At 67.4% G+C, this 19,726-nt stretch carries 20 protein-coding genes; 13 read left to right on the top strand and 7 right to left on the bottom strand.

Features of this window, described 5'->3' with window-relative positions:
- Positions 1-14: 14 nt before the first annotated feature.
- A complete protein-coding gene (locus FQS62_RS12705; protein ID WP_100442782.1) occupies positions 15-962 on the bottom strand; it encodes a TIGR03571 family LLM class oxidoreductase in 948 nt (315 codons plus the stop codon).
- Between the two features lie 11 nt (positions 963-973).
- Complete coding sequence (gene dkgB / locus FQS62_RS12700) at positions 974-1,777, bottom strand: 2,5-didehydrogluconate reductase DkgB (protein WP_057501516.1); 804 nt, start codon at positions 1,775-1,777, stop codon at positions 974-976.
- A gap of 118 nt (positions 1,778-1,895) precedes the next feature.
- Here dkgB and FQS62_RS12695 point away from each other — a divergent pair, with 118 nt between their 5' ends.
- On the top strand, positions 1,896-2,798 hold the full coding sequence (locus FQS62_RS12695; protein ID WP_099589124.1) for a LysR substrate-binding domain-containing protein: 903 nt from the start codon (positions 1,896-1,898) through the stop codon (positions 2,796-2,798).
- A gap of 64 nt (positions 2,799-2,862) precedes the next feature.
- Here the strand turns inward: FQS62_RS12695 and FQS62_RS12690 are convergent, their stop codons facing one another.
- Positions 2,863-3,336, bottom strand: a complete 474-nt coding sequence (locus tag FQS62_RS12690; protein ID WP_088479321.1) for a MerC domain-containing protein — start codon at positions 3,334-3,336, stop codon at positions 2,863-2,865.
- A gap of 32 nt (positions 3,337-3,368) precedes the next feature.
- Here FQS62_RS12690 and FQS62_RS12685 point away from each other — a divergent pair, with 32 nt between their 5' ends.
- The 8 genes from FQS62_RS12685 to FQS62_RS12650 all read left to right on the top strand — a co-directional run bounded on the left by FQS62_RS12685 (position 3,369) and on the right by FQS62_RS12650 (position 10,031).
- Positions 3,369-3,902, top strand: a complete 534-nt coding sequence (locus tag FQS62_RS12685; RefSeq protein WP_208043468.1) for a ZrgA family zinc uptake protein — start codon at positions 3,369-3,371, stop codon at positions 3,900-3,902.
- Entirely contained in the window at positions 3,899-4,594 is a 696-nt protein-coding gene (locus FQS62_RS12680) for an ATP-binding cassette domain-containing protein (protein WP_208043469.1), read from the top strand. Before FQS62_RS12685 ends, FQS62_RS12680 begins: the two co-directional genes overlap by 4 nt.
- The gene (locus FQS62_RS12675) at positions 4,587-5,840 is read left to right on the top strand and encodes an ABC transporter permease (protein ID WP_208043470.1); all 1,254 of its coding nucleotides are present in this window, start codon (positions 4,587-4,589) and stop codon (positions 5,838-5,840) included. The genes FQS62_RS12680 and FQS62_RS12675 overlap by 8 nt, the downstream gene beginning before the upstream one ends.
- Before the next feature lie 2 nt (positions 5,841-5,842).
- Positions 5,843-6,394: a DUF3299 domain-containing protein gene (locus FQS62_RS12670; protein WP_107379691.1), complete on the top strand. Its 552-nt coding sequence runs from the start codon at positions 5,843-5,845 to the stop codon at positions 6,392-6,394.
- Positions 6,384-7,004: a DUF3299 domain-containing protein gene (locus tag FQS62_RS12665; RefSeq protein WP_208043471.1), complete on the top strand. Its 621-nt coding sequence runs from the start codon at positions 6,384-6,386 to the stop codon at positions 7,002-7,004. The genes FQS62_RS12670 and FQS62_RS12665 overlap by 11 nt, the downstream gene beginning before the upstream one ends.
- On the top strand, positions 7,004-7,750 hold the full coding sequence (locus FQS62_RS12660) for a hypothetical protein (protein ID WP_057495624.1): 747 nt from the start codon (positions 7,004-7,006) through the stop codon (positions 7,748-7,750). The genes FQS62_RS12665 and FQS62_RS12660 overlap by 1 nt, the downstream gene beginning before the upstream one ends.
- Positions 7,751-7,933: 183 nt before the next feature.
- Positions 7,934-9,466 carry an MFS transporter gene (locus tag FQS62_RS12655; protein ID WP_208043472.1) on the top strand — a complete coding sequence of 511 codons (1,533 nt, stop codon included), beginning with the start codon at positions 7,934-7,936 and terminating at the stop codon, positions 9,464-9,466.
- A 4-nt stretch (positions 9,467-9,470) separates the two neighbouring features.
- Positions 9,471-10,031: a TetR/AcrR family transcriptional regulator gene (locus FQS62_RS12650; RefSeq protein ID WP_057501526.1), complete on the top strand. Its 561-nt coding sequence runs from the start codon at positions 9,471-9,473 to the stop codon at positions 10,029-10,031.
- A gap of 82 nt (positions 10,032-10,113) precedes the next feature.
- Here FQS62_RS12650 and FQS62_RS12645 read toward each other — a convergent pair whose 3' ends face one another.
- Positions 10,114-10,995, bottom strand: coding sequence for an AraC family transcriptional regulator (locus FQS62_RS12645; RefSeq protein ID WP_208043473.1), 882 nt, complete (start codon positions 10,993-10,995; stop codon positions 10,114-10,116).
- Between the two features lie 106 nt (positions 10,996-11,101).
- Here FQS62_RS12645 and FQS62_RS12640 point away from each other — a divergent pair, with 106 nt between their 5' ends.
- Positions 11,102-11,638 (top strand): carboxymuconolactone decarboxylase family protein, encoded by a 537-nt coding sequence (locus FQS62_RS12640; protein ID WP_208043474.1) that lies wholly within the window; start codon positions 11,102-11,104, stop codon positions 11,636-11,638.
- A 146-nt stretch (positions 11,639-11,784) separates the two neighbouring features.
- Here the strand turns inward: FQS62_RS12640 and fdhD are convergent, their stop codons facing one another.
- Positions 11,785-12,624 (bottom strand): formate dehydrogenase accessory sulfurtransferase FdhD, encoded by an 840-nt coding sequence (fdhD, locus tag FQS62_RS12635; protein ID WP_208043475.1) that lies wholly within the window; start codon positions 12,622-12,624, stop codon positions 11,785-11,787.
- Between the two features lie 242 nt (positions 12,625-12,866).
- Between fdhD and FQS62_RS12630 the strand changes: the two genes are divergently transcribed.
- The 3 genes from FQS62_RS12630 (at position 12,867) to FQS62_RS12620 (ending at position 16,165) form a co-directional block, all read left to right on the top strand.
- Positions 12,867-15,152, top strand: a complete 2,286-nt coding sequence (locus tag FQS62_RS12630) for an FdhF/YdeP family oxidoreductase (RefSeq protein WP_208043476.1) — start codon at positions 12,867-12,869, stop codon at positions 15,150-15,152.
- A 25-nt stretch (positions 15,153-15,177) separates the two neighbouring features.
- Positions 15,178-15,519, top strand: coding sequence for a hypothetical protein (locus FQS62_RS12625; RefSeq protein ID WP_049448075.1), 342 nt, complete (start codon positions 15,178-15,180; stop codon positions 15,517-15,519).
- Between the two features lie 115 nt (positions 15,520-15,634).
- Positions 15,635-16,165: a DUF411 domain-containing protein gene (locus FQS62_RS12620; RefSeq protein WP_099589115.1), complete on the top strand. Its 531-nt coding sequence runs from the start codon at positions 15,635-15,637 to the stop codon at positions 16,163-16,165.
- A gap of 125 nt (positions 16,166-16,290) precedes the next feature.
- Here the strand turns inward: FQS62_RS12620 and blaL1 are convergent, their stop codons facing one another.
- A complete protein-coding gene (blaL1, locus tag FQS62_RS12615; protein ID WP_057501531.1) occupies positions 16,291-17,163 on the bottom strand; it encodes a L1 family subclass B3 metallo-beta-lactamase in 873 nt (290 codons plus the stop codon).
- A gap of 95 nt (positions 17,164-17,258) precedes the next feature.
- Complete coding sequence (locus FQS62_RS12610; protein ID WP_208043477.1) at positions 17,259-19,688, bottom strand: TonB-dependent receptor; 2,430 nt, start codon at positions 19,686-19,688, stop codon at positions 17,259-17,261.
- Between the last annotated feature and the right edge of the window lie 38 nt (positions 19,689-19,726).

The following is a 19,726-nucleotide window of genomic DNA, read 5'->3' as shown; positions in this document are numbered from 1 at the left end:
AGCTCCGGTAACTGTCAGGCCGTCGCGGCGGCGCCGGCATGGGCCGGGACGTGCGGCAGCACGTACTCGGCGATTTCGTGGAAGGTTTCGGCCAGCGGCCGTTCGTTGCGGCGGAACTGCAGGCCGATGTGGTCGACACCGGCCGCCTGCAGGGCGTGCAGCTCGGCCAGCAGGGCGTTGCGGCCGCCGCGCAGGCCGAAGCGCCAGCGCTGCAGGGGGGCATCGGCATCGGCCACCAGGTCCAGGTGGATGAAGCTGGCATAGGGCTTGTTGCCGGCCACGGCGCGCCAGGCCGCCACGCGTTGCGCATGGTCCTGTGGCGTGCCCGGGTAAGCCAGGCAACCATCCATGTGCTGGCCGACCCACGCCGGCTGCTGCTGGGCCAGCCCGGCCACGAACAGCGGCAGGGCCGGGCCATCCGCGGGCAGCACGTCCAGGCCCTGCGGCAGATGCGAAGCGGCGCCTTCGCGCAGCAGTGCGATCTGCTCGCGGAAGCGGCTGCCACGCGTGTCGAAGTCGCGGCCGAACAGCGGGTACTCCACCGGGCGGTCGCCACTGGCCACGCCCAGCAGCAGGCGGTCACCGCTGAGCCGCTGCACGCTGCGCGCCGACTTCAGGGTCAGCAGCGGCTCGCGGATCGGCAGCACCACCGCACCGGTGCCCAGCAGGATGTCCTCGGTGATGCCGGCCAGGTAGCCGAGGTAACTGAATACCTCGAACACCTGCGCCGCATCGCCGAAGGCCGGGTCGTACACCGGTACGTCGCGTACCCACAGCGCACGGAAGCCGAGGCGGTCGGCCAACCGTGCCAGTTCTGCATGGCGCTGCAGGTCCGGTTCGCCGGGCAGGCGTCGCGCGGCGCGTCGTGCCTGTTCGCCCAGCGGCGTCCAGTCATTGTCCAGCGGTGCTTCGATGCCGATGCTGAAACCACCGGCCTGCAGCCGCGCCAACGCACTGCGCATGGCGAGGCTCCTCAGTCCCAGGCCGGGGCCAGGCCCGGCGGATCGACTTCGCGGCCGTTGCGGTCAAGCGCGGCGATTGCGGCCATGTCATCGGCATCCAGGTGCAGGTCCTGGGCGAGCAGGTTGCTGGCCAGGTTCTCGCGCTTGGTCGAGGACGGGATGACCGAGTAACCCCGCTGCAGTGCCCACGCCAGCGCAACCTGGGCCACAGTGGCCTGGTGCTTGTCGGCGATGGCGGCCAGCACCGGATCCTTCAGCACCTTGCCGTAGGCCAGGGTCATGTAGGAGGTCACGGTGATGCCCTGGTCCTGCAGGAAGGCAGTCAGTGCCGGGTTCTGCAGGTAGGGGCTCAGTTCGATCTGATTGGTGGCGATCTCGCTGGCGCCGACCACCTCGATGGCCTGCCGGGTCAGCTCGATGTTGAAGTTGGACACACCGATCTGTCGGGTCAGGCCCTGCGCCTTGGCGTCGGCCAGCGCGGTCATGTACTCGCGCAGTTCAACGCCATTGCCCGGCGCCGGCCAGTGGATCAGCAGCAGGTCCACGTAGTCGGTGCGCAGCTTGGCCAGGCTGTCGCGCAGGCTCGGGATCAGCTTGTCAGCGGCGTAGTTGTCCACCCAGATCTTGGTGGTCAGGAACAGCTGGTCGCGTGCTACGCCGGATTCGGCGATGGCCTGGCCGACTTCGGCTTCATTGCCGTAGATCTGCGCGGTATCGACCGCACGGTAGCCGACCTCGAGGGCGTTGCGCACCGAATCGATGACGGTCTGGCCGGTCAGGCGGAAGGTGCCGACGCCAAAGGAAGGAACGCTCATGATGGACTCCAGGGACTTCGTTGAGAGCCGGTGGGCTCGGGACAGGGCGAAGTGTGGGCGCTTTACATTTGTTGATTAAGCCGTGTATACGGGAAACGCTTTTGCGCCGAGGTAAAAAATGAAAACCACTCTGGATGAGCTGAAGGCCTTCGTGGCCGTGGTCGACAGTGGTTCCATCACGGCGGCGGCCGAGGCGCTGGAACTGACCATCTCGGCTACCAGCCGCACTCTGGCGCGGCTGGAGGACAAGCTGCAGACCACACTGCTGCGGCGGACCACGCGGCGGCTGGAACTGACCGAGGAAGGCGCGGCGTTCCTGGAGTACGCGCGCACGATCCTGGCCACGGTGGACGAGGCCGAAGAACAGATGGCCGCGCGGCGGCTGCAGCCGGTCGGGCGCCTGCGCGTGGATGCGGCCACACCCTTCATGCTGCACGTGATCGTGCCGCTGCTTGAAGGGTTCCGTGAGCGCTACCCGCAGGTGGAGCTGGAGCTGAATTCCAATGAAGGCATCACCGACCTGATCGAGAAGCGCACCGACGTAGCGTTCCGCATCGGCGCGCTGCGCGATTCCACCCTGCATGCGCGACCGATCGGCCATAGCCGCATCCGCGTGGTGGCAAGCCCCGAGTACCTGCGCCGGCACGGCACGCCCACGCGGGTGGAGCAGCTGCGCGAGCACGACCTGCTGGGCTTCACCCAGCCCAGTTCATTGAACGAATGGCCGCTGCAGGATGCCGATGGTGGGCCTTTCGTGATCGAGCCGGCGATCGCTTCGTCCAGTGGCGAGACGCTGCGGCAGATGGCGGTGGCCGGGCTGGGCATCGCCTGCCTGTCCGACTTCCTGACCCGCCAGGACCGGCGTGATGGCCGCCTGGTACAGCTGTTCGCCAAGCAGACGCAGGAAGTGCGGCAGCCGATCAACGCGGTCTACTACCGCAACACCGCGCTGGCCGCGCGCATCACCTGTTTCGTCGACCATGTGACGCAGACGCTGGGGCAGCGTCCGTTCGACGAATAGGGAGGGGTAGGGCCGGCCGCTGGCCGGCTGCCTGATCCTCGCGGTTGCCGGCCAGCGCCCGGCGCTACCGGGTGCGCAACGCCCGCCGATTGCCGATGTGCGCCGCCGCCAGCAACACGCCGCCGCACGCGGTGGCCACACCATGCCAGAGCAGCGATTCCTTCAGCGGTAGATACAGAGAGGCTGACAGCAGCAGGATGGCGCCAACGCAGGCCAATCTCGCAGGCCGCCAGCGCCCATGCCGGTGTACGCCGGCCGAGGTACTCGCCAAGGCCAACGAGGAGGCCAGCAGCGCGAACAGCCATTCCCAGCGCGACATCATCAGCAGCAATGTCATCGCGCCATGGCCGGGATGCTGGAACGAGCGCAGCGCCATCATCGCTGCCGGCACGAAGGCCAGCAGCAGGGGCAGGGCGATGCAGTGGGCGGCGCAGGCCAGGGACAGCCAGGCACCGGCAAGATCGAAGCGGGGGTGCCAGCGTGCCGATGTTGGCGGCTGGGCCAGGGCCCTTGCGGGGGTCGTGGGAATGTGGTCCATAATGTTACATAGTAACAATTGGAGTCTTTCCCATGAAGCTTCCCGCCGCTCTTTTCCTGCTGCTGGCTGCCAGCGCTGCGCAGGCCCATGACGTGCGTCAGCTGGGCGCACATGTGCACGGCCAGGCCACCGTCGATGTTGCGCTTGACCAGCAGACCCTGGAATTCGCACTTCAGGCCCCCGGCATAGGGATCCTCGATTACGAGCGACCGCCGGCCAATGCAGCCGAGCAGACTGCGCTGGCACGTGCCACCGCCGTGCTGAAGAGCGGCAGCTGGGTCACCTTGCCCACGGCGGCCCATTGTCGTCTGGTCAGTGGTGATGCCAAGGCCGAAGGCTTCGATGCGACGGCTACCGCACCCATGGCCGGGCAGCATCGTCATGCCGGCTTCAGTGCGAACCTGCAATACCGCTGTGCGAATACGGCGGCGCTTCGCGCCCTGGTGATTCGCCTGCCCGTGCTGTTCCCGGGTCTGCACGAAGTCATCGTCAACAGCGCAACCACCAATGGCCAGGATCGCAGCGTGCTGACGCCCGATAATCTGCGCGTGGTGCTGGTACCGTGAGCACGTCACCGGTGATCGCGCTGGAGAATGTGCAGTTCGGTTACGCAACACGCCTGGTGCTGGATATCCCACATCTTCTGATAGAGCAGGGCAGCAGCGTGCTGCTGCGCGGAATCAGCGGTGGCGGTAAAAGCACCCTGCTGGGGCTGCTGGCAGGTGTGCTGCTGCCCGGCAAGGGCCGTGTCGAGGTGGCCCGCCAGGCACTGCAGGACATGGGAGGTGCGGCGCGGGACCGTTTCCGTGCCGATCAGCTGGGCGTGATCTTCCAGCAGTTCAATCTGCTGCCGTTCCTCACCGTGCGCGACAACATCGCGCTGGGCCTGCGCTTCTCGCGCCTGCGCAGTGCGCGCATCAGTGGGCCACTGAATGCCGAGATAGCCCGTCTGCTGCAGGCCCTGCAGCTGGACCCGGCGCTGATGCAGCGACGCGCGGGTACGCTGAGTGTTGGCCAGCAACAGCGCGTGGCGGCGGCACGCGCCCTGATCGGTCGCCCGGCGTTGCTGCTCGCCGATGAGCCCACCTCAGCGCTCGATCGGGATGCGGCGACCGCCTTCCTGCAGCTGATGTCCGCGCAGTGCCAGGCGGCCGGCACCACGGTACTGGTGGTCAGCCATGACGACGGCCTGCAGCCGTTGTTCGACCGCACCATTTCAGTGTCCGAGATCAACCAGGCAGGTGCCGGCCATGCTTGAGCTAGCCTGGGCCAGCCTGCGCAGCCGCGCGTTGAGTGTCGGCCTGGCCGTGCTGGTCATCACCCTCAGCGTGGTGCTGCTGCTGGGCGTCGAGCGTGTGCGCACGCAGGCGCACGAGGGGTTCGCCAGCACCGTATCGGGCACCGACCTGATCGTCGGTGCGCGTTCGGGACCGGTGAACCTGCTGCTGTACTCGGTGTTCCATATCGGCGACCCGACCAACAACGTGTCCTGGCAGTCCTACCAGGAGCTGTCCGCGTTGCCACAGGTGAAGTGGGCGGTGCCGCTTTCGCTGGGCGATTCCTGGCGCGGCTACCGCGTGGTCGGCACCAGCGGTGGCTATTTCGAGCATTACCGCTACGGCGCCGGGCACGCGCTTGCGTTCGCGGACGGACGGCCGTTCGATGACCTGTATGACGTGGTGATCGGTGCCGAGGTGGCACAGGCACAGAGGGTAGGTCTCGGCGATGAGATCGTGCTGGCGCACGGCACCGGCGCGGTCACCCTGGCCACGCATGCCGACAAGCCGTTCCGTGTTGCCGGCATCCTGCAGCGCACCGGCACGCCGGTGGACTCGTCGCTGCTGGTCTCGCTGCCGGCCATCGAGGCGATCCATGTGGACTGGCGTTCGGGCGTTCAGCTACGCAGCCAGCGCGTCAGCGCCGAGCAGGCGCGTCATCTGGATCTGACCCCGACCAGCATCACTGCCTTCATGCTCGGCCTGAACTCGCGCATTGCCACGTTTTCGGTGCAGCGCAGGATCAACGAGTATCCAGACGAGGCGATGCTGGCGATCCTGCCCGGTGTGACGCTGCAGCAGATGTGGCAGTCGCTGGGCACCGCCGAGCGCGCCCTGCAGCTGATCAGTGCAATGGTGGTGCTGCTGGGCATGGTCTCGCTGGTGGCGCTGCTGGTCTCGACCCTGCAGGAGCGGCGGCGTGAGATGGCCATCCTGCGTGCCACCGGCGCGCGGCCGGGTTACATCGCCGGCCTGCTCGTGGTGGAAGCGATGGCGACCAGTGCGGTGGCCTGCGTACTGGCCCTGTCGCTGCTGGTGGTCGCAAGCATGGCCGGGCGCGGCTGGGTACTGGCCACCTTCGGTCTGTCGATCACCCATGTCTGGCCGGATGGTCGTGAACTGGCATGGGTTGCGGGCGTGTTGGCGGTCAGCGCGGTGGCCGGGCTGGTGCCGGCGTTGCTCGCTTACCGGCGCACCTTGGCCGATGGCCTTTCAGCGGGAGGCTGAGCATGCGCTGGATGCTGTCACTGCTGATCGTGCTGTCATTGGCCGCCTGTGAGCGTCCCGTGGATATCGGCGTACAGGCCCTGCCGCCCTCGCCGGTTGTTGACCGCGATGACCCTGCAGACGCTGCGGAACAGGAACTGGACTGGCTGCAGATGATGCCCAAGGACGAGCTGGCCGCACTGGAGCGGGGCGAGGGCCCGGAGGTCGAGCACAACGGCAACCGGCGCATGCCGCAGTTCGGCACCTTCCGCACGGTGGACACGGTACTGCAGCGGCCGGTGCGCCTGCCGGGCTACGTGGTGCCGCTGGCCAACGCGCAGGACGGCCGGCTGAGCGAATTCCTGTTCGTGCCGTACTACGGCGCCTGCATCCACGTGCCACCACCACCACCGAACCAGATCGTACACGTGGTGCTGCCACGCCCGATCGAGATGCCGGACATGTACTCGCCGTTCTTCCTGGCGGGCACCCTGAGCGCCGAACGGTTGGATGACGATCTGGCCGGTTCGGCCTACACCATGCGTGACGCACAGCTGAGGCCCTATGAACCGTAGTCACCTGTTGCTGGCGTTGGGCTGCCTGTGGTTGGCGGGCTGCACCGGGTCAGGCGGCGATGCCGTGGTGGCCACGCCGGAGGGCAAACCGGTGCCCTCCGCCACGGCCGATGCCCGCATTGACCGTTGGGACGCGTTGCGACCCGACGAAGTGACCTACCAGCGCCCACCCCCGCAGATCGGCCTGTCACGCAATGGGATGGAGGGCGTGGGCGGCCTGATCGACGACACCGGCTCGGGCACGCCACCGGGGCTGGAGATCGACCATTCCAGCCCGGACCGCGCCAAGCAGTTCGGCTCTTCGCGCGTGGTCGATGCTGTCGATGGTCGCGCGGTGGATCTGGATGGCTACGTGGTGCCGCTCGGCACCAACGATGCAGGATTGGTGGATGAACTGCTGTTCGTGCCGTTCTACGGTGCCTGCATCCACGTGCCGCCGCCGCCACCCAATCAGATCATCCACGTGACCCTGGCGACACCGATCGCGCTGGGCGATCTGTGGGATCCGTACCGGCTTGCCGGCCGCCTGCAGGTGAAGCGTTTTGACGCGGACATCGCCAGCGCGTCCTACGATGCCGCGGCGGCGTCGCTGACGGCGATCCGCAACTGATGCGCAGGCGATGGATCATGGCTGCCGGGGTACTGCTGGGCGCGTTGGTGCTGCTGGTGTGGTGGCAGCGGCAGCGCGCACCCACCGCGCCGCCGGCGGTCGCGTTTCCGGCACCGGCGCCCGACGCCAGGCAGCGCATCGAACAGCGCCTGGGTGACGACCACGCGTTTCGCAACGACGTGCTGTTCCTGCTCGCGGCGACATTGCGCGACCGCTGCCAGCCGGCGCAGGCGGGGCTGCTGGCGCGCATGGCCAATCGTGCATCGCTGCCGGTGCTGGCCGCAGTCAGCGCGGTGACCCAGCAGGACCCATCGCTGGACCGGCCGATCTACCAGTACATCCAGCACCGCGCCGATGCGACGCAGTGCGGGCAGCCGCTGAAGATGCCGCTGGCCGGTGGGCGCAGCATGGCCGTGGACATCGAACAGTACGCGCGCACGTTCCCGGACAGCTACTTCGACCCGCAACGCAGCAGTGAACCGCGGGATTTCGGTGGGCTGTCGCTGCAGCAGCGCGCCGGCAACGCCTGCAACAGCGTGGTGTATTCGGTGCTGCCGCTGGGTGGCACCGACTGGCGGTGCAGCAGCCTGCGCGCGAATGCGCGGGCGCGCGTGCGCGGGCTGTGCGAGGACGAATTGCGGCGCCAGCATGGGAGTACAGGTGGGGAGCTGGACACGGCCGTCGGGCAAGGCATGCAGGCGGCGGTGGTATCGGCGATCGCCGCGCTGCCGGAAGACTGCCGATAGAGGTGCGCCAGTAGCGCCAGGCCATGCCAGTCCCGTTTCAGTAGAGCCAGGCCATGCCTGGCTGACCGTTCAGTCGAGCAAGCTCGCCTCTACAAAAGCTGAATCGGCTGATCCAGAAGGCCATAACTGTACAGGACATCCTGTATAGTTATGTCCGTACTCTACCCCCCATCAGGTTCTCCCATGGCTTTGTCCCAGCCCTTGGCCGGTGCTCCGGCCCTGTCGCGCGCCCGTGGCTGGGCACTGTTGTTCACCGTCGCCGCTGGCCTGCTGCTGGTCACGCTCGACAACTCCGTGCTCTACACCGCGCTGCCCACCCTTACCGAAGAACTCTCGGCCAGTGCTGGCCAGGCGCTGTGGATCATCAACGCCTATCCGCTGGTGATGGCGGGCCTGCTGCTGGGCGCGGGCACGCTGGGCGACCGCATCGGTCACCGGCGCATGTTCCTGATCGGCCTGGTGGTGTTCGGCGTCGCCTCGCTGGCAGCGGCGTTCGCCGACACCGCAACGCAGCTGATTGCCGCGCGTGCATTCCTGGCGATCGGTGCGGCGGCGATGATGCCGGCCACGTTGGCGTTGATCGGACTGAGCTTCCACGAAGACCGCGAACGCAACATCGCCATCGCGATCTGGGGTTCGGTGGCCATCGTCGGTGCGGCGCTCGGCCCAATCATTGGCGGCTGGCTGCTGCAGCACTTCTGGTGGGGCTCGGTGTTCCTGATCAACGTGCCGGTGGTGGTGGTCGCGTTCGTGGCCACGCTGCTGCTGGCACCGGAGGGCCAGCGCGACACCTCGCGGCCATGGGACCTGGTGTCCTCAGTTCTGGCATTGGCTGCACTGTCCGGCCTGGTGCTGGCGATCAAGTCGCTGATCGCAACGCCGCCGTCGTATGCGCTGGGCGCAGGCGCGCTGCTGTTGGCCGTCATCAGCGGTGCGGCGTTCGCGCGCCGCCAGCAGCAGTTGCCGTACCCGCTGCTGGATTTTGCGATCTTCCGCAACCCGGCGTTCCTGGCCGGCACGCTGTCGGCGGTGTTCACCTTGTTCGCGATGGCCGGCCTGCAACTGGTCACCACGCAGCGCTTCCAGCTGGTGGCAGGCTTTACGCCGCTGCAGGCGGGCCTGCTGGTATCGGTGGCGGCGCTGGGCAGCCTGCCCAGTGCGCTGCTGGGTGGCAGCATCCTGCACCGGGTGGGCCTGCGCCCGCTGATCTGTGGCGGCCTGGCGGCAGGGGCGGTGGGTGTCGGCGTGGTGGCGTTCGGTTTTCCGCATGGCCTCGGTTGGGTGCTGGCTGGCATGGCCATCACCGGCTTCGGCATGGGTTCGGCCATCTCGGTGGCGTCCACTGCCATCCTCAATAACGTGCCGGCGCACCGTGCGGGCATGGCGTCTTCGGTGGAAGAAGTGTCCTACGAGTTCGGCGGCCTGCTGGCGGTGGCGTTGCTGGGCAGCCTGAGCGCAGCAACGTACAGCGCGTTCCTGCCGGTCTCGGCAGACATGCCCGCGCTTGCCCGTGAGGGTTTCACCCAGGCGCTGCATGCCGCGCGCGAGAGCGGGCAGGGCGAGTGGTTCGCACTGGCTGCGGCCGCGTATGACCGTGGCTACCAGATCGTGCTGCTGGTGATCACGGCGGTGCTGGCGATGGGCGCGACGATCCTGGCGCGCCTGCTGCGGGGCCGCGTTGGCAGCCGCGAGGGCGCGGCCGATCGCGTAAAATGAGGCAATGAGAACCAGCAAGCGCGACCGCATCCTCGACGCCGCCGTCAACGTGATCAATCGTGACGGCGTGCGTGCGGTGACCTTCGAGTCGGTGGCGGCCGAGGCCCAGCTGACCCGCGGCGGCCTGCTGTACCACTTCCCTTCGCGCGAGGCGCTGCTGCGCGGCATCGACGAGCACCTGGTGCAGGCCTGGGAAACGTCGATGGAAACGCTGCTCGGCAAGCGCGCGGATGAAGCGACGGCACTGGAGCGCTACCAGACCTTCGTGCGCGTATCGGCACAGAGTGCCACCCGTGCCGAACTGATGTTCATGCTCGAATCGGCCGACCCGGACGCCGAGCGTCCCTGGGGGCCGGCGGTACGTCGCTGGGCTCCGCTGCCGCCGGAGGCAGGTGCAGCGGAAGATAGCGCCGCGCTCGACAATTTCGTGGCGCGGCTGGCCGCCGATGGCCTGTGGATCTACGAGGCAATGTACGAAGGCCAGCTGGACGACGGCGTACGTGCCCTGGTAGCCGAGCGCATCGCCGGGCTGCTGGCGAAGTCTGATGGGTCACCGCACTTGTAGAGTCGACTGTTAGTCGACTGCTCTTCGCTCAGACAACGAAACCCCGCGCTTCGCGCGATAGTCGACTCTACTCCTCAGCCGTTCACCCAACCTGCGCGGCGCTCGCGGCCAGCCACGCCCGCGGCGATGCCCCCAGCCGCTTGCGGAACGCCTTCGACAGCGAGGCGGTATCGGCGAACCCCACCTCGATCGCCACCTGCTTGACCGCCACGCCGGCCCGCAGCTGCGCGCAGGCCAGGCTCAGCCGCCAGTCCAGCAGGTAGCTGGCTGGCGTCGCCTGCATCACGTCCTTGAACACGGCCGCGAACGCGCTCCGCGACATGCCGGCAGTCGCGGCCATGCGCGGCAGCGTCCATTCGTCCTGCGGCGCCTGGTGCATCGCCACCAGCGTGCGGGCCAGCCGCGCATCGGACAGGCCCCGCATGAGCCCATGACTGACGCCCGCTGCATCCGGGTGATCGACCACCCAGCGCAGGATCTGGATCAGCGCCACCTCGAACAGGCGGTTGGTCAGCAGCCGTGACCCGCAGCGCTGGCGATCGGCCTCGGCGAACAGCAGGTGCAGGGTGTCATCCAGTTCGCCGATCGCGGCCAGCGGCACCACCATCACCGGTGGCAGCGACTGCACGATCGGATTGCGCGCGCCGCCATCGAAATCCAGCGTGGCGCAGGTGAAATCCGGACCATCCAGCGGTGCATTGAAGAACACATGGTGCACCGGCTGCGGATACAGCAGCAGGCTGGGTGTGTCGATCTTCAACCGGGGCAGCGCGATATCGCCGTCGGGATGACGGACCTCCATTTCACCCTGGCGCAGGATGTGCAGGAAGGCACGACCGGGCTGCGGCTCGAAGACATGGTGGCCGCACAGCGGACCGCTGTGAAACAGCGCGGCCTGCACCCGGAAGCGTTCCAACAGGGAGGAGAGACGGTCGGGTGCGGAAGTGTCGGTGGGTAGGCGCATGGATGAATGGACAACATGTGTGGCGAATTACGCCTGACGCGTCCACGGAGTCTACCTACGATGAGCGGGTCGTCCAATCCCGGGCGCTTTCCCAAGGAGATCCACCATGTCCCGTGTCCCCCTGATCGATGTCGCCAGCACCACCGCCGACCGCCAGGCCCTGCTGGGTCAGGTCCACGCTGCCTTCGGCGCCACCCCGGCCATGTTCCGCGCCGTGGCCAACTCGCCAGCCGCCCTGCAGAGCATGTGGGGTTCGTTCGGCGCGCTGGGCGGCGGTCGCCTGTCGCCGCTGCTGGGTGAGCAGATCGCCGTCGCCATCGCCAACCGCAACGCCTGCGAATACTGCCTGGCCGCCCACACCGCGCTGGGCCGCAAGGCCGGTGCCAGCAGCGAGCAGATGGCCGCCGCGCAGATCGGCCAGTCCAGCGATCCGGCCACCTCGGCGGCATTGGACTTCGCGCTGAAGGTGGTCGAGCAGCGTGCGCAGATCGCCGACGGTGATGTGCAGGCGCTGCGTGCGGCTGGCTTCGATGACGAGCAGGTCGTTGAGATCCTCGCCCACGTGGCGCTCAACCTGTTCACCAACTACGTCAACGTAGCGTTCGACGTACCGGTGGACTTCCCGAAGGTCGCGCTGCGCTGAGATGCGGTTCGGCCCGGGTGGCAGCGGGCCGCCCGGGCCGGTCTGAATGGAGCCGACCGGGTAGACTCGACTGTCAGTCGTCCATCGCGCGCAGCGTGGGGTTTTCGGGGGGGGCTGAACGAAGAGCAGTCGACTGACAGTCGACTCTACTTGTCGTCCGCCTGCAGCCGCTCGGGATGGGTATACACATTGAACCCGCTCTCCCGTGCGAACCCGACCAGGCACAGGCCTGCACCGCGGGCCAGGTCGATCGCCAGCGCGGTCGGTGCCGAGACTGCGGCCAGCACGCTGGCACCGGCGCGCACCGCCTTGCTGACCATTTCGTAGCTGGCCCGGCTGGAAATCACCAGCAGGCCGCCTTCAATGGCGTGTTCGTTGTGGCGCAGCGCGCCGATCAGCTTGTCCAGCGCATTGTGGCGACCGACGTCCTCGCGCACCCAGCCGATCCGCCCGCTGGCATCGGCCCAGGCCGCGGCGTGGGTGGAGCCGCTTACCGCATTCATCGGCTGGTGCTGCGCCAAGGTGGCCAACGCCCGTTGCAGGGCAGCGGCGGAATAGCTGCGGCGCTCGCGGATCTGTGGCAGTGGGCGCAGCACTTCTTCCAGCTGGCGCGTGCCACACAGGCCGCAGCCGCCACGGCCGGGCAGCAGGCGTCCATTGGCCGGGTCCAGGTTTGCGCCGGGCGCATCCTGGGCCACCGTCATCTGAAGCTCGATGCCTTCCAGCTGCGGGTGGACATTGATCGACAGCAGCTGCGCGGGCGCGTTGATCAGGCCTTCGCTGAGCGAAAAGCCGAGCGCGAAGTCCTCCAGGTCGCACGGCGTGGCCATCATCACTGCAAAGGCAGCATCGTTGTAGCGCAGCGCCACCGGCACTTCTTCGGCCACCACGTCGACCTGCTGCTGTTGCGTGCCGCCGCGCCAGCGCTGCAACGGACGCTGGGCCGTGCCGGCAGGCGGGGTGTGCGGTGGGGGCGAATCAGGCATGCAGCGCGTCCGGGCTAGGGAGATACGCAGGTGGTGGACCACCCACGGCATCGAGAATAGCGCAGTGGCCATGCGCTGACGCAGGTGTAACCGTTGTCATGGCAGGCTGCGCTGAAAACAGGGTGCAGACTGGCGAAGCCGTGCAGGCCGTGTTTGACTGTGGGGCTGGCCGTGCGATTGAAGGCGCCGCCGGATTGCGATGTGCCCATTGTTGCCGCGTTCCTCCCGTAAGGTTCCCGAACATGTCCGAGCAGAAGCCGCCGCGTTACAAGCCCTACAACCAGCCTGCCGGTGGCTGGGGTGCCGCCGGCGCCACGGCCAAGGTACTGCTGCAGCAGAGCGTGATCGGCAAGGGGTCGAAGGCGTTGCTGGCGATGAACCAGCCCGGCGGCTTCAAGTGCCCCAGTTGCGCGTTCCCTGACGCTGACGAACGCAAGAAGCTGGAGTTCTGCGAGAACGGCGCGAAGGCACTGGCCTGGGAAGCCACCCAGTTCCGCGCCGGCCGCGAACTGTTCGCCCGGTACACCGTGGCCGAACTGATGGCGCAGACCGACTACTGGCTGGAGATGCAGGGCCGGCTGACCGAGCCGATGCGCTACGACGCAGCCACCGACCACTACGTGCCGTGCAGCTGGGACGATGCCTTCGCGCTGATCGGCCGCCACCTGCAGGCGCTGGACAGCCCGCACCAGGCCGAGTTCTACACGTCCGGCCGCACGCCCAACGAAGCCGCGTTCCTGTATTCGATCTTCGTGCGCGAGTTCGGCACCAATAATTTCCCGGACTGCTCGAACATGTGCCACGAGCCGACCAGCCGTGGCCTGCCGCCAGCCATCGGGGTGGGCAAGGGCACCATCGTGCTGCAGGATTTCGAGCATGCCGAGGCGATCTTCGTGATCGGGCAGAACACCGGCACCAATTCACCGCGGATGATGAGCAACCTGGTCGACGCGCGCAAACGCGGCATTCCGATCGTGGCGGTCAACCCGATGCCCGAGCGCGCGCTGATCCGCTTCGCCGAACCGCAGGACATGGTGCAGATGGCCACGTTCGGTTCGACCGAAATCACCAGCGAGTTCGTGCACATCCGCATCGGCGGCGACCTGGCCCTGATCAAGGGCATGATGAAGGTGATGTTCGAGCGCGAGGCGCAGGGCGAGCGCGTGCTCGACCATGATTTCCTGTCAGAACACACGGTGGGCCTGGAGGCGCTGCGCGAAGACGTGATGACGCAGGACTGGGATGAGATCGTGCAGGTGTCCGGCATTTCGCAGGCGCAGATCCGTCGCTGTGCGGAGATCTACATCCGCTCCAATGCCACCGTGATCTGCTACGGCATGGGGCTGACCCAGCACCAGTACGGCTCGCGCCTGCTGCAGCAGGTCGCCAACCTGCTGTTGCTGCGTGGCAATTTCGGCAAGCCCGGTGCTGGCATCGGGCCGATCCGGGGCCATTCCAATGTGCAGGGCGACCGCACCGTCGGCATCGACGAGAAGCCCAAACCGGCCTATCTGGACCGCGTGCAGCAGGTGTTCGGCTTCGACCCGCCGCGCGAGCATGGCCATCATGTGGTCGAATCCATCGAGGCGATGCTGGATGGCAGCGCCAAGGTGTTCATCGGTCTGGGTGGCAACTTCATCCATGCGGTGCCCGATACGCCGCGCGCGTACGAGGCAATGCGTGGGCTGGACCTGACCGTGGGCATCGCCACCAAGCTCAATCGCGGTCATCTTGTTCATGGCCGCGATGCGCTGATCCTGCCGGTGGTGGCGCGCTCGGAGCGCATCGTCACGCCGGCCGGCGAGCAGTTCGTCACCATTGAAGACGCGATGTCCAATGTGACCGCCTCGCGCGGTGTGCTCGAGCCGGTCAGTGCCGATGTGTTGCCCGAGGTCGAGATCGTCTGCCGCATGGCGATGGCCGCGCTGCCACGCAGCAAGGTTGACTGGGCAGGTTGCATGCATGACTACGCACCCATCCGTGAGCTGATCGCGGCCGTGTACCCGGAGATCTACACTGGCTTCAACGAGCGCATCCAGCAGCCGCATGGCTTCCATCTGGACATCCCGCCGCGCCGCCGCGTCTGGCCCACGCCCAATGGCAAGGCCAACATCCTGGTGATGTCTGGCCTGCACGTGGACGATCCCGTACACGATCCGGACATGCTGCGGCTGGCCACCGTGCGCTCGCATGACCAGTACAACACCACCATCTACAGCTACAACGACCGCTATCGCGGCGTGTACAACGATCGCATGGTGCTGTTCATGAACATCGAAGACCGGCTGGCGCGCGGGCTGGACAAGGAAGCGCTGGTCAGCCTCGAGACGATCAGCGGCGATGGCGTGCAGCGGCGCATCGAGGGCCTGACGGTGCTGGACTACCCGATGCCGCGCGGCGCGCTGGCCGGCTACTACCCGGAACTGAACCCGTTGCTGCCGCTGGACTACTACGACCGTATCAGCGGCACGCCCGCCGCCAAGTCGATTCCGGTGCGGGTGCAGGCGATGGCGGCGGCGATTGCGTAGTGCGTGCATCGGCTATCATCGGCGTGTGAACCTGACTGATCTGCTGCTGCGTTGGATGTTGCTTGTCGCCCTGGTGCTGAATGCACCGGCACTGGCGCTCGCCGCGTCTTCGTACAGCGGCCCGGCCAGCCTGGAGCATTGCGCTGTACCGCATTCGGCCGCGATGGCGGCGGCGGGCTGTTGCGATGATGCGGCCCCGGCTGCCTGCCAGAGCGGTGAGTGCGAATGCCCGCCGGCCTGCCTCGGCATGCTGGCGACGTTGAACGGAACACCGGCCTCGCCCTGGCGCGAAGCGCCTGCTCCGGCCAGTACCCAGCAACGCGCATCGCCTCCGACGCCGGATCCGTTGCGTCCCCCCATCGCGTGACTCCCCGCAGGCCTCAAGCGCCTGCCTTGACTGCTCGACTTTCTCTCGACTCTGCCCGCGCCTTCGATGCGCGGGCGACGGGCCGCGTTGCCCGTCTTTGCAAAGGAATCACTCAATGAACCGTACGCTCTCCCTCGGCCTGCTGCTGGGCACCGTCTTGGCCACGACCGCCTGCGCTCGTGCCGCCGAAGAATCCTCCGTGGCACCGGTCGCCAGCGATGCGCCGGCCCAGGCAAGCCCGGCCAAGGTCGATCCGGCCTTGCCGGTGGCCGTCGTGCACAAGACCGCCAGCTGCGGTTGCTGCGGCATATGGGTCGACCACCTGAAGGCCGCCGGCTTCCAGGTCGATGTGCGCGACACCGATGACATGAATCCGATCAAGGTCCGGTTGGGTGTGCCGGTCGGCAAGGCGTCGTGCCATACCGCCGAGATTGGCGGGTATATGGTCGAGGGCCACATCCCGGCTGAGGACATCAAGCGCCTGCTGGCCGAACGCCCGGCGGCGCGTGGGCTGGTGCTGCCCGGCATGCCGGCCGGTTCGCCGGGCATGGAAATGCCGGACGGCTACGTGCAGCCGTACACCGTCGAACTGGTGCGCACCGACGGCAGCACCGAGCCGTTTGCCCAGCACGGGCAGGGCGGCTGATAGACGGTGGGTGCCGGTCAGGCTGACCGGCACCCTTCGATGCGCCTTGTGTAGAGCCGAGCCTATGCTCGGCTGTGTTCGGCCGGCAAGCCGAGCGTAGGCTCGGCTCTACAGGATTTGCAGAATCAGCGGTCCCCGGCCGTTTCCTTGGCCAGCTGCGCGTCGAATTTCTTCTCGGCCGCATCCGCGTAGGCGCTGCAGGTCAGTGCATTGGCGCTGGCCTTGCTGCCGGCGGCATAGTTCCAGTTGCTGGCACCCGGATGCGGGGTCAGCAGCAGATCGCAGGGCAGGCCGCGCACGGTGGTGAAGCTGCGCTTGTAGTCCTCGATCAGGCGCGGATAGCGAGGGTTGCCCTTCAGCTGGTAACCCGGCGCGCTCAGGCTGTCGGCGTAGGCGATGCGCACCGGCTTGCCATCGCGGGTGTCGGTCCAGGTCCAGGCGGTGCTGCCCGGGGTATGCCCTGGCATGAAGTGCGCGGTGAATGTGATGCCGCCCACCGTGACCGCTTCACCATCCATGATGATCCGGTCGGCGCTGGCCGGCGGATACGTTATGCCGTCGGCAAAGTGCAGGTCGTTGCTACCGCCGCGCGCCAGCAGCACCGCCGATTCGGCATTGGCCGCCACATGCGCGCCGGTTCGACGCTTGAGCTCGGCGACCGGGCCGGCGTGGTCGGCATGCGCATGGCTGAGCAGGATCAATCGCAGGTCCTGCGGGGCCACGCCGCGCACCTTCATGTTGCTGATGAGGTGGCTGGCCATCTGCGGCATGCCGCCATCCAGCAGTACTGCGCCCTCGGCGGTCTGCACCAGCAGCGCAGTCAGGTCCTCGGTGCCGATCTGCCAGGTGTGGTCGGCAATCTGCAGCGGCGCCATCGGCTGCAGCCAGGAGGCATCCACGGTGTAGGCCCGCAGCTGTGGCAGCGGTGCCTCGGCGGCGCTGGCGTGCGCGGCCGGAAGAGCGACGGCCAGGGCGAAGGCGAGCAGGGTAAAACGCATGATTCACGTCCGCTTGAAGGAGGCCCAGAAACTAGCATGGGCCTCCTTCATCGCGTCTCGCATAGATTTCATGGTTCCCATAAGGACGCCATGGATCAGTACCGGTACTGCCACCCCAGCGTCAGCACCCGGCCGCGACCGGAGAAATAGCTCGGGTTCGACGGCGTGGTCTGCGAGTAGTAGCTGATGTACTGCTTGTCTGCCAGGTTCTGCACGCCCAGCGTGAAGGCATGCTTGTCCAGCGTGTAGCGCGCGACCAGATCCAAAGTGGTGTAACCCTTGAACTCGGCCACCCGCGCACCTCGCAGGTCGAAGTCTCGGTCGAAGGCATGGCTGGCCTGCAGGCGGGTGCTGAGCTGCGGCGTCCAGCTCTGTTCCCAGAACGCAGTCAACCGGTTCGGTGCGATGTTCACACCAGCCAGGTCGCTGTCGAGGCGACCGTCGACGTCGGCGTCGTAGCGGCCGTTGGCGCGTGCATAGCCCAGGCCGAGGCGGCTGTTGCCCAACCGCAGGCGCAGGTTGCTTTCAAAGCCTTCCACGCGGGTGGCCTGGCGCTGCACCGCATAGGCATCGATGCCCGGATCGTAGATCAGTACCGAGCCGAGCTTGGATTCGGAGGTGTAGTAGGCAATGTCACCGCTGAAGCGGCCATCGTCGTACTCCAGTCCGATCTCGCGGTTGTCAGACACTACCGGTGACAGGTCGATGAGGCTGTCCACGCGCTGGCCGTCGCGGTTGATCGCACGTAGCACGCGGCCGACGTCGGCCACGGTGTAGCCTTCCGAATACGAGGCGTAGGCGTTGAGGCGATCGTTGATGTACCAGACCGCGCCGAAGTTGGGCAGGGTCTCGCTCATGGTCGGCTTGCCGCCAGCTACCTTGCGTGCGCCGTAGCGGGGCAGGGTGGTGTAGTCGCCTACTTCCAGCTCGCCCTTTTCGTAGCGCAGGCCGCCGGACAGCATCAGGTGGTCGCTTGGCCACCAGTGCAGCTGCAGCAGCGGCGACAGGCTCTGGTAGGTGGTCTGCGGCACCCAGTTCATGCCGCTGGCCAGCAGCACCTGGTGGGTGCGGTCGCGCAGGCCGTCCAGGCCCAGGGTCACGTCCAGCGTGGTATCGGCGATGCGGGTCCAGCTCTGGGTCAGCTTGAAGCCACGCTTGTCCGATTCGTTCTGGGTCTGGTCCCAGGCGGCGTTCGCGCCGGTGTTGCCCCACGGATCCCACTGGCTGGCACCATAACGGCCTTCGAAGTCCACCGCGAAGGCCTGCGCCTGGAAGTGGCCACCGAGCAGGTCGGCGGCGCTGTAGTCCAGCGTCAGCGAGCGCGAGCGGTTCATCGGCGGATCGAGCGGGGTATCGCCGGGGACCGAAATGGTCGGGCGACCGGTGCGGTAGTCACCGTTCACCGCCAGGTAGTTGTCCAGCCCGCGCAGCTCGTAGCGGTTGGCCATCAGCTGCAGGCGGTGGCCCTCGGCAATGTTCCAGCCCAGCTTGGCGAACACGTTCGACGATGTCGAATCCATCAGTTCGCCCTGCGCGTTGGTACCGATCGAACGGCCCTCGCCGTCGTGATACAGGCCCTGCTTCTCATAGGCCAGGCCGGCCACCAGATCGAACTGCTCGCCGCGCACGCCGACCAGTGCCGAGCCGCGCTGGCCATTGTCATCGCGGCGGCTGGGCAGGGCCGAGCTGTAGGTGACGTTGGTGTCGAGCAGGAAGGCGCCGGGCTCGCTGGGCGCGCTGCGGGTGATGATGTTGACGATGCCACCGGTACCGCCGATGCCCTGCAGCGCGTTGGCGCCGTGGATGACCTCGATGCGCTCGATCATCGCCGGGTCGATGGTGTGCGAATCACGCGAGCCATCGCGCAGCGGCGTCGACTGCGGTACGCCGTCGACCATGTACAGGATGCCGCGGCCACGCATGGTTTCGCCGTAGTTGGACATCTTCTCGCGCGCCGGGGCAAACGCCGGGATCTGCGCCGACAGCACGCGCGAGACATCCGAGCCCAGCGCCAGCTGCTGCGCGATGTCCTCGCGGCTCAGCACGGTGATGGTGTTGGGCATCGCGGTCTCGCCCTGCGGCATGCGCGCGGTCGAGGCCGATACCGTGACGCGGGCCAGCGAAGTGGTCGTGCCCGGGGACGCTGCCGATGACGAGGCCCGGGCCGGAGCGCGGGCCTTGGAGGATGCCGGCGCGGCACTCACCACGAACACCCCCGGCGAGCGCTCCTGCATCGCCAGGTCTTGCCCGGCCAGCAGGCGCTGCAGGGCGTCGTGCGGGGTGTAGCGGCCGTCGAGGGCCGGCGCGTTGCGGCCACTTACGCTATCGGCCGCGAACAGCAGCTGGATGCCACTCTGCCGCGCCAGTGTCGTGAGCGAAGCCTGCAGCGGGCCGGCCGGCAGGTGTAGTTCGACAGGTGCGGACGCAGCGGTCTGCGCGGTGGCGGGCAGCGCCGCACACAGGCAGCCGGCAAGCAGGGTGGGGGCCAGCCGGCGCAGCGCGGCAGGCGGAACAGGGCGGATCATGCGGGGGTCCTTCGGAAGGGTTCAAGCACTTGCCGGAT

It is taken from the genome of Stenotrophomonas sp. SBJS02, assembly GCF_020428325.2.
Lineage (GTDB): Bacteria > Pseudomonadota > Gammaproteobacteria > Xanthomonadales > Xanthomonadaceae > Stenotrophomonas > Stenotrophomonas africana.
The sequence above is the reverse complement of the archived record's forward strand: the minus strand, read 5'-3'. Positions and strand labels throughout refer to the sequence as shown.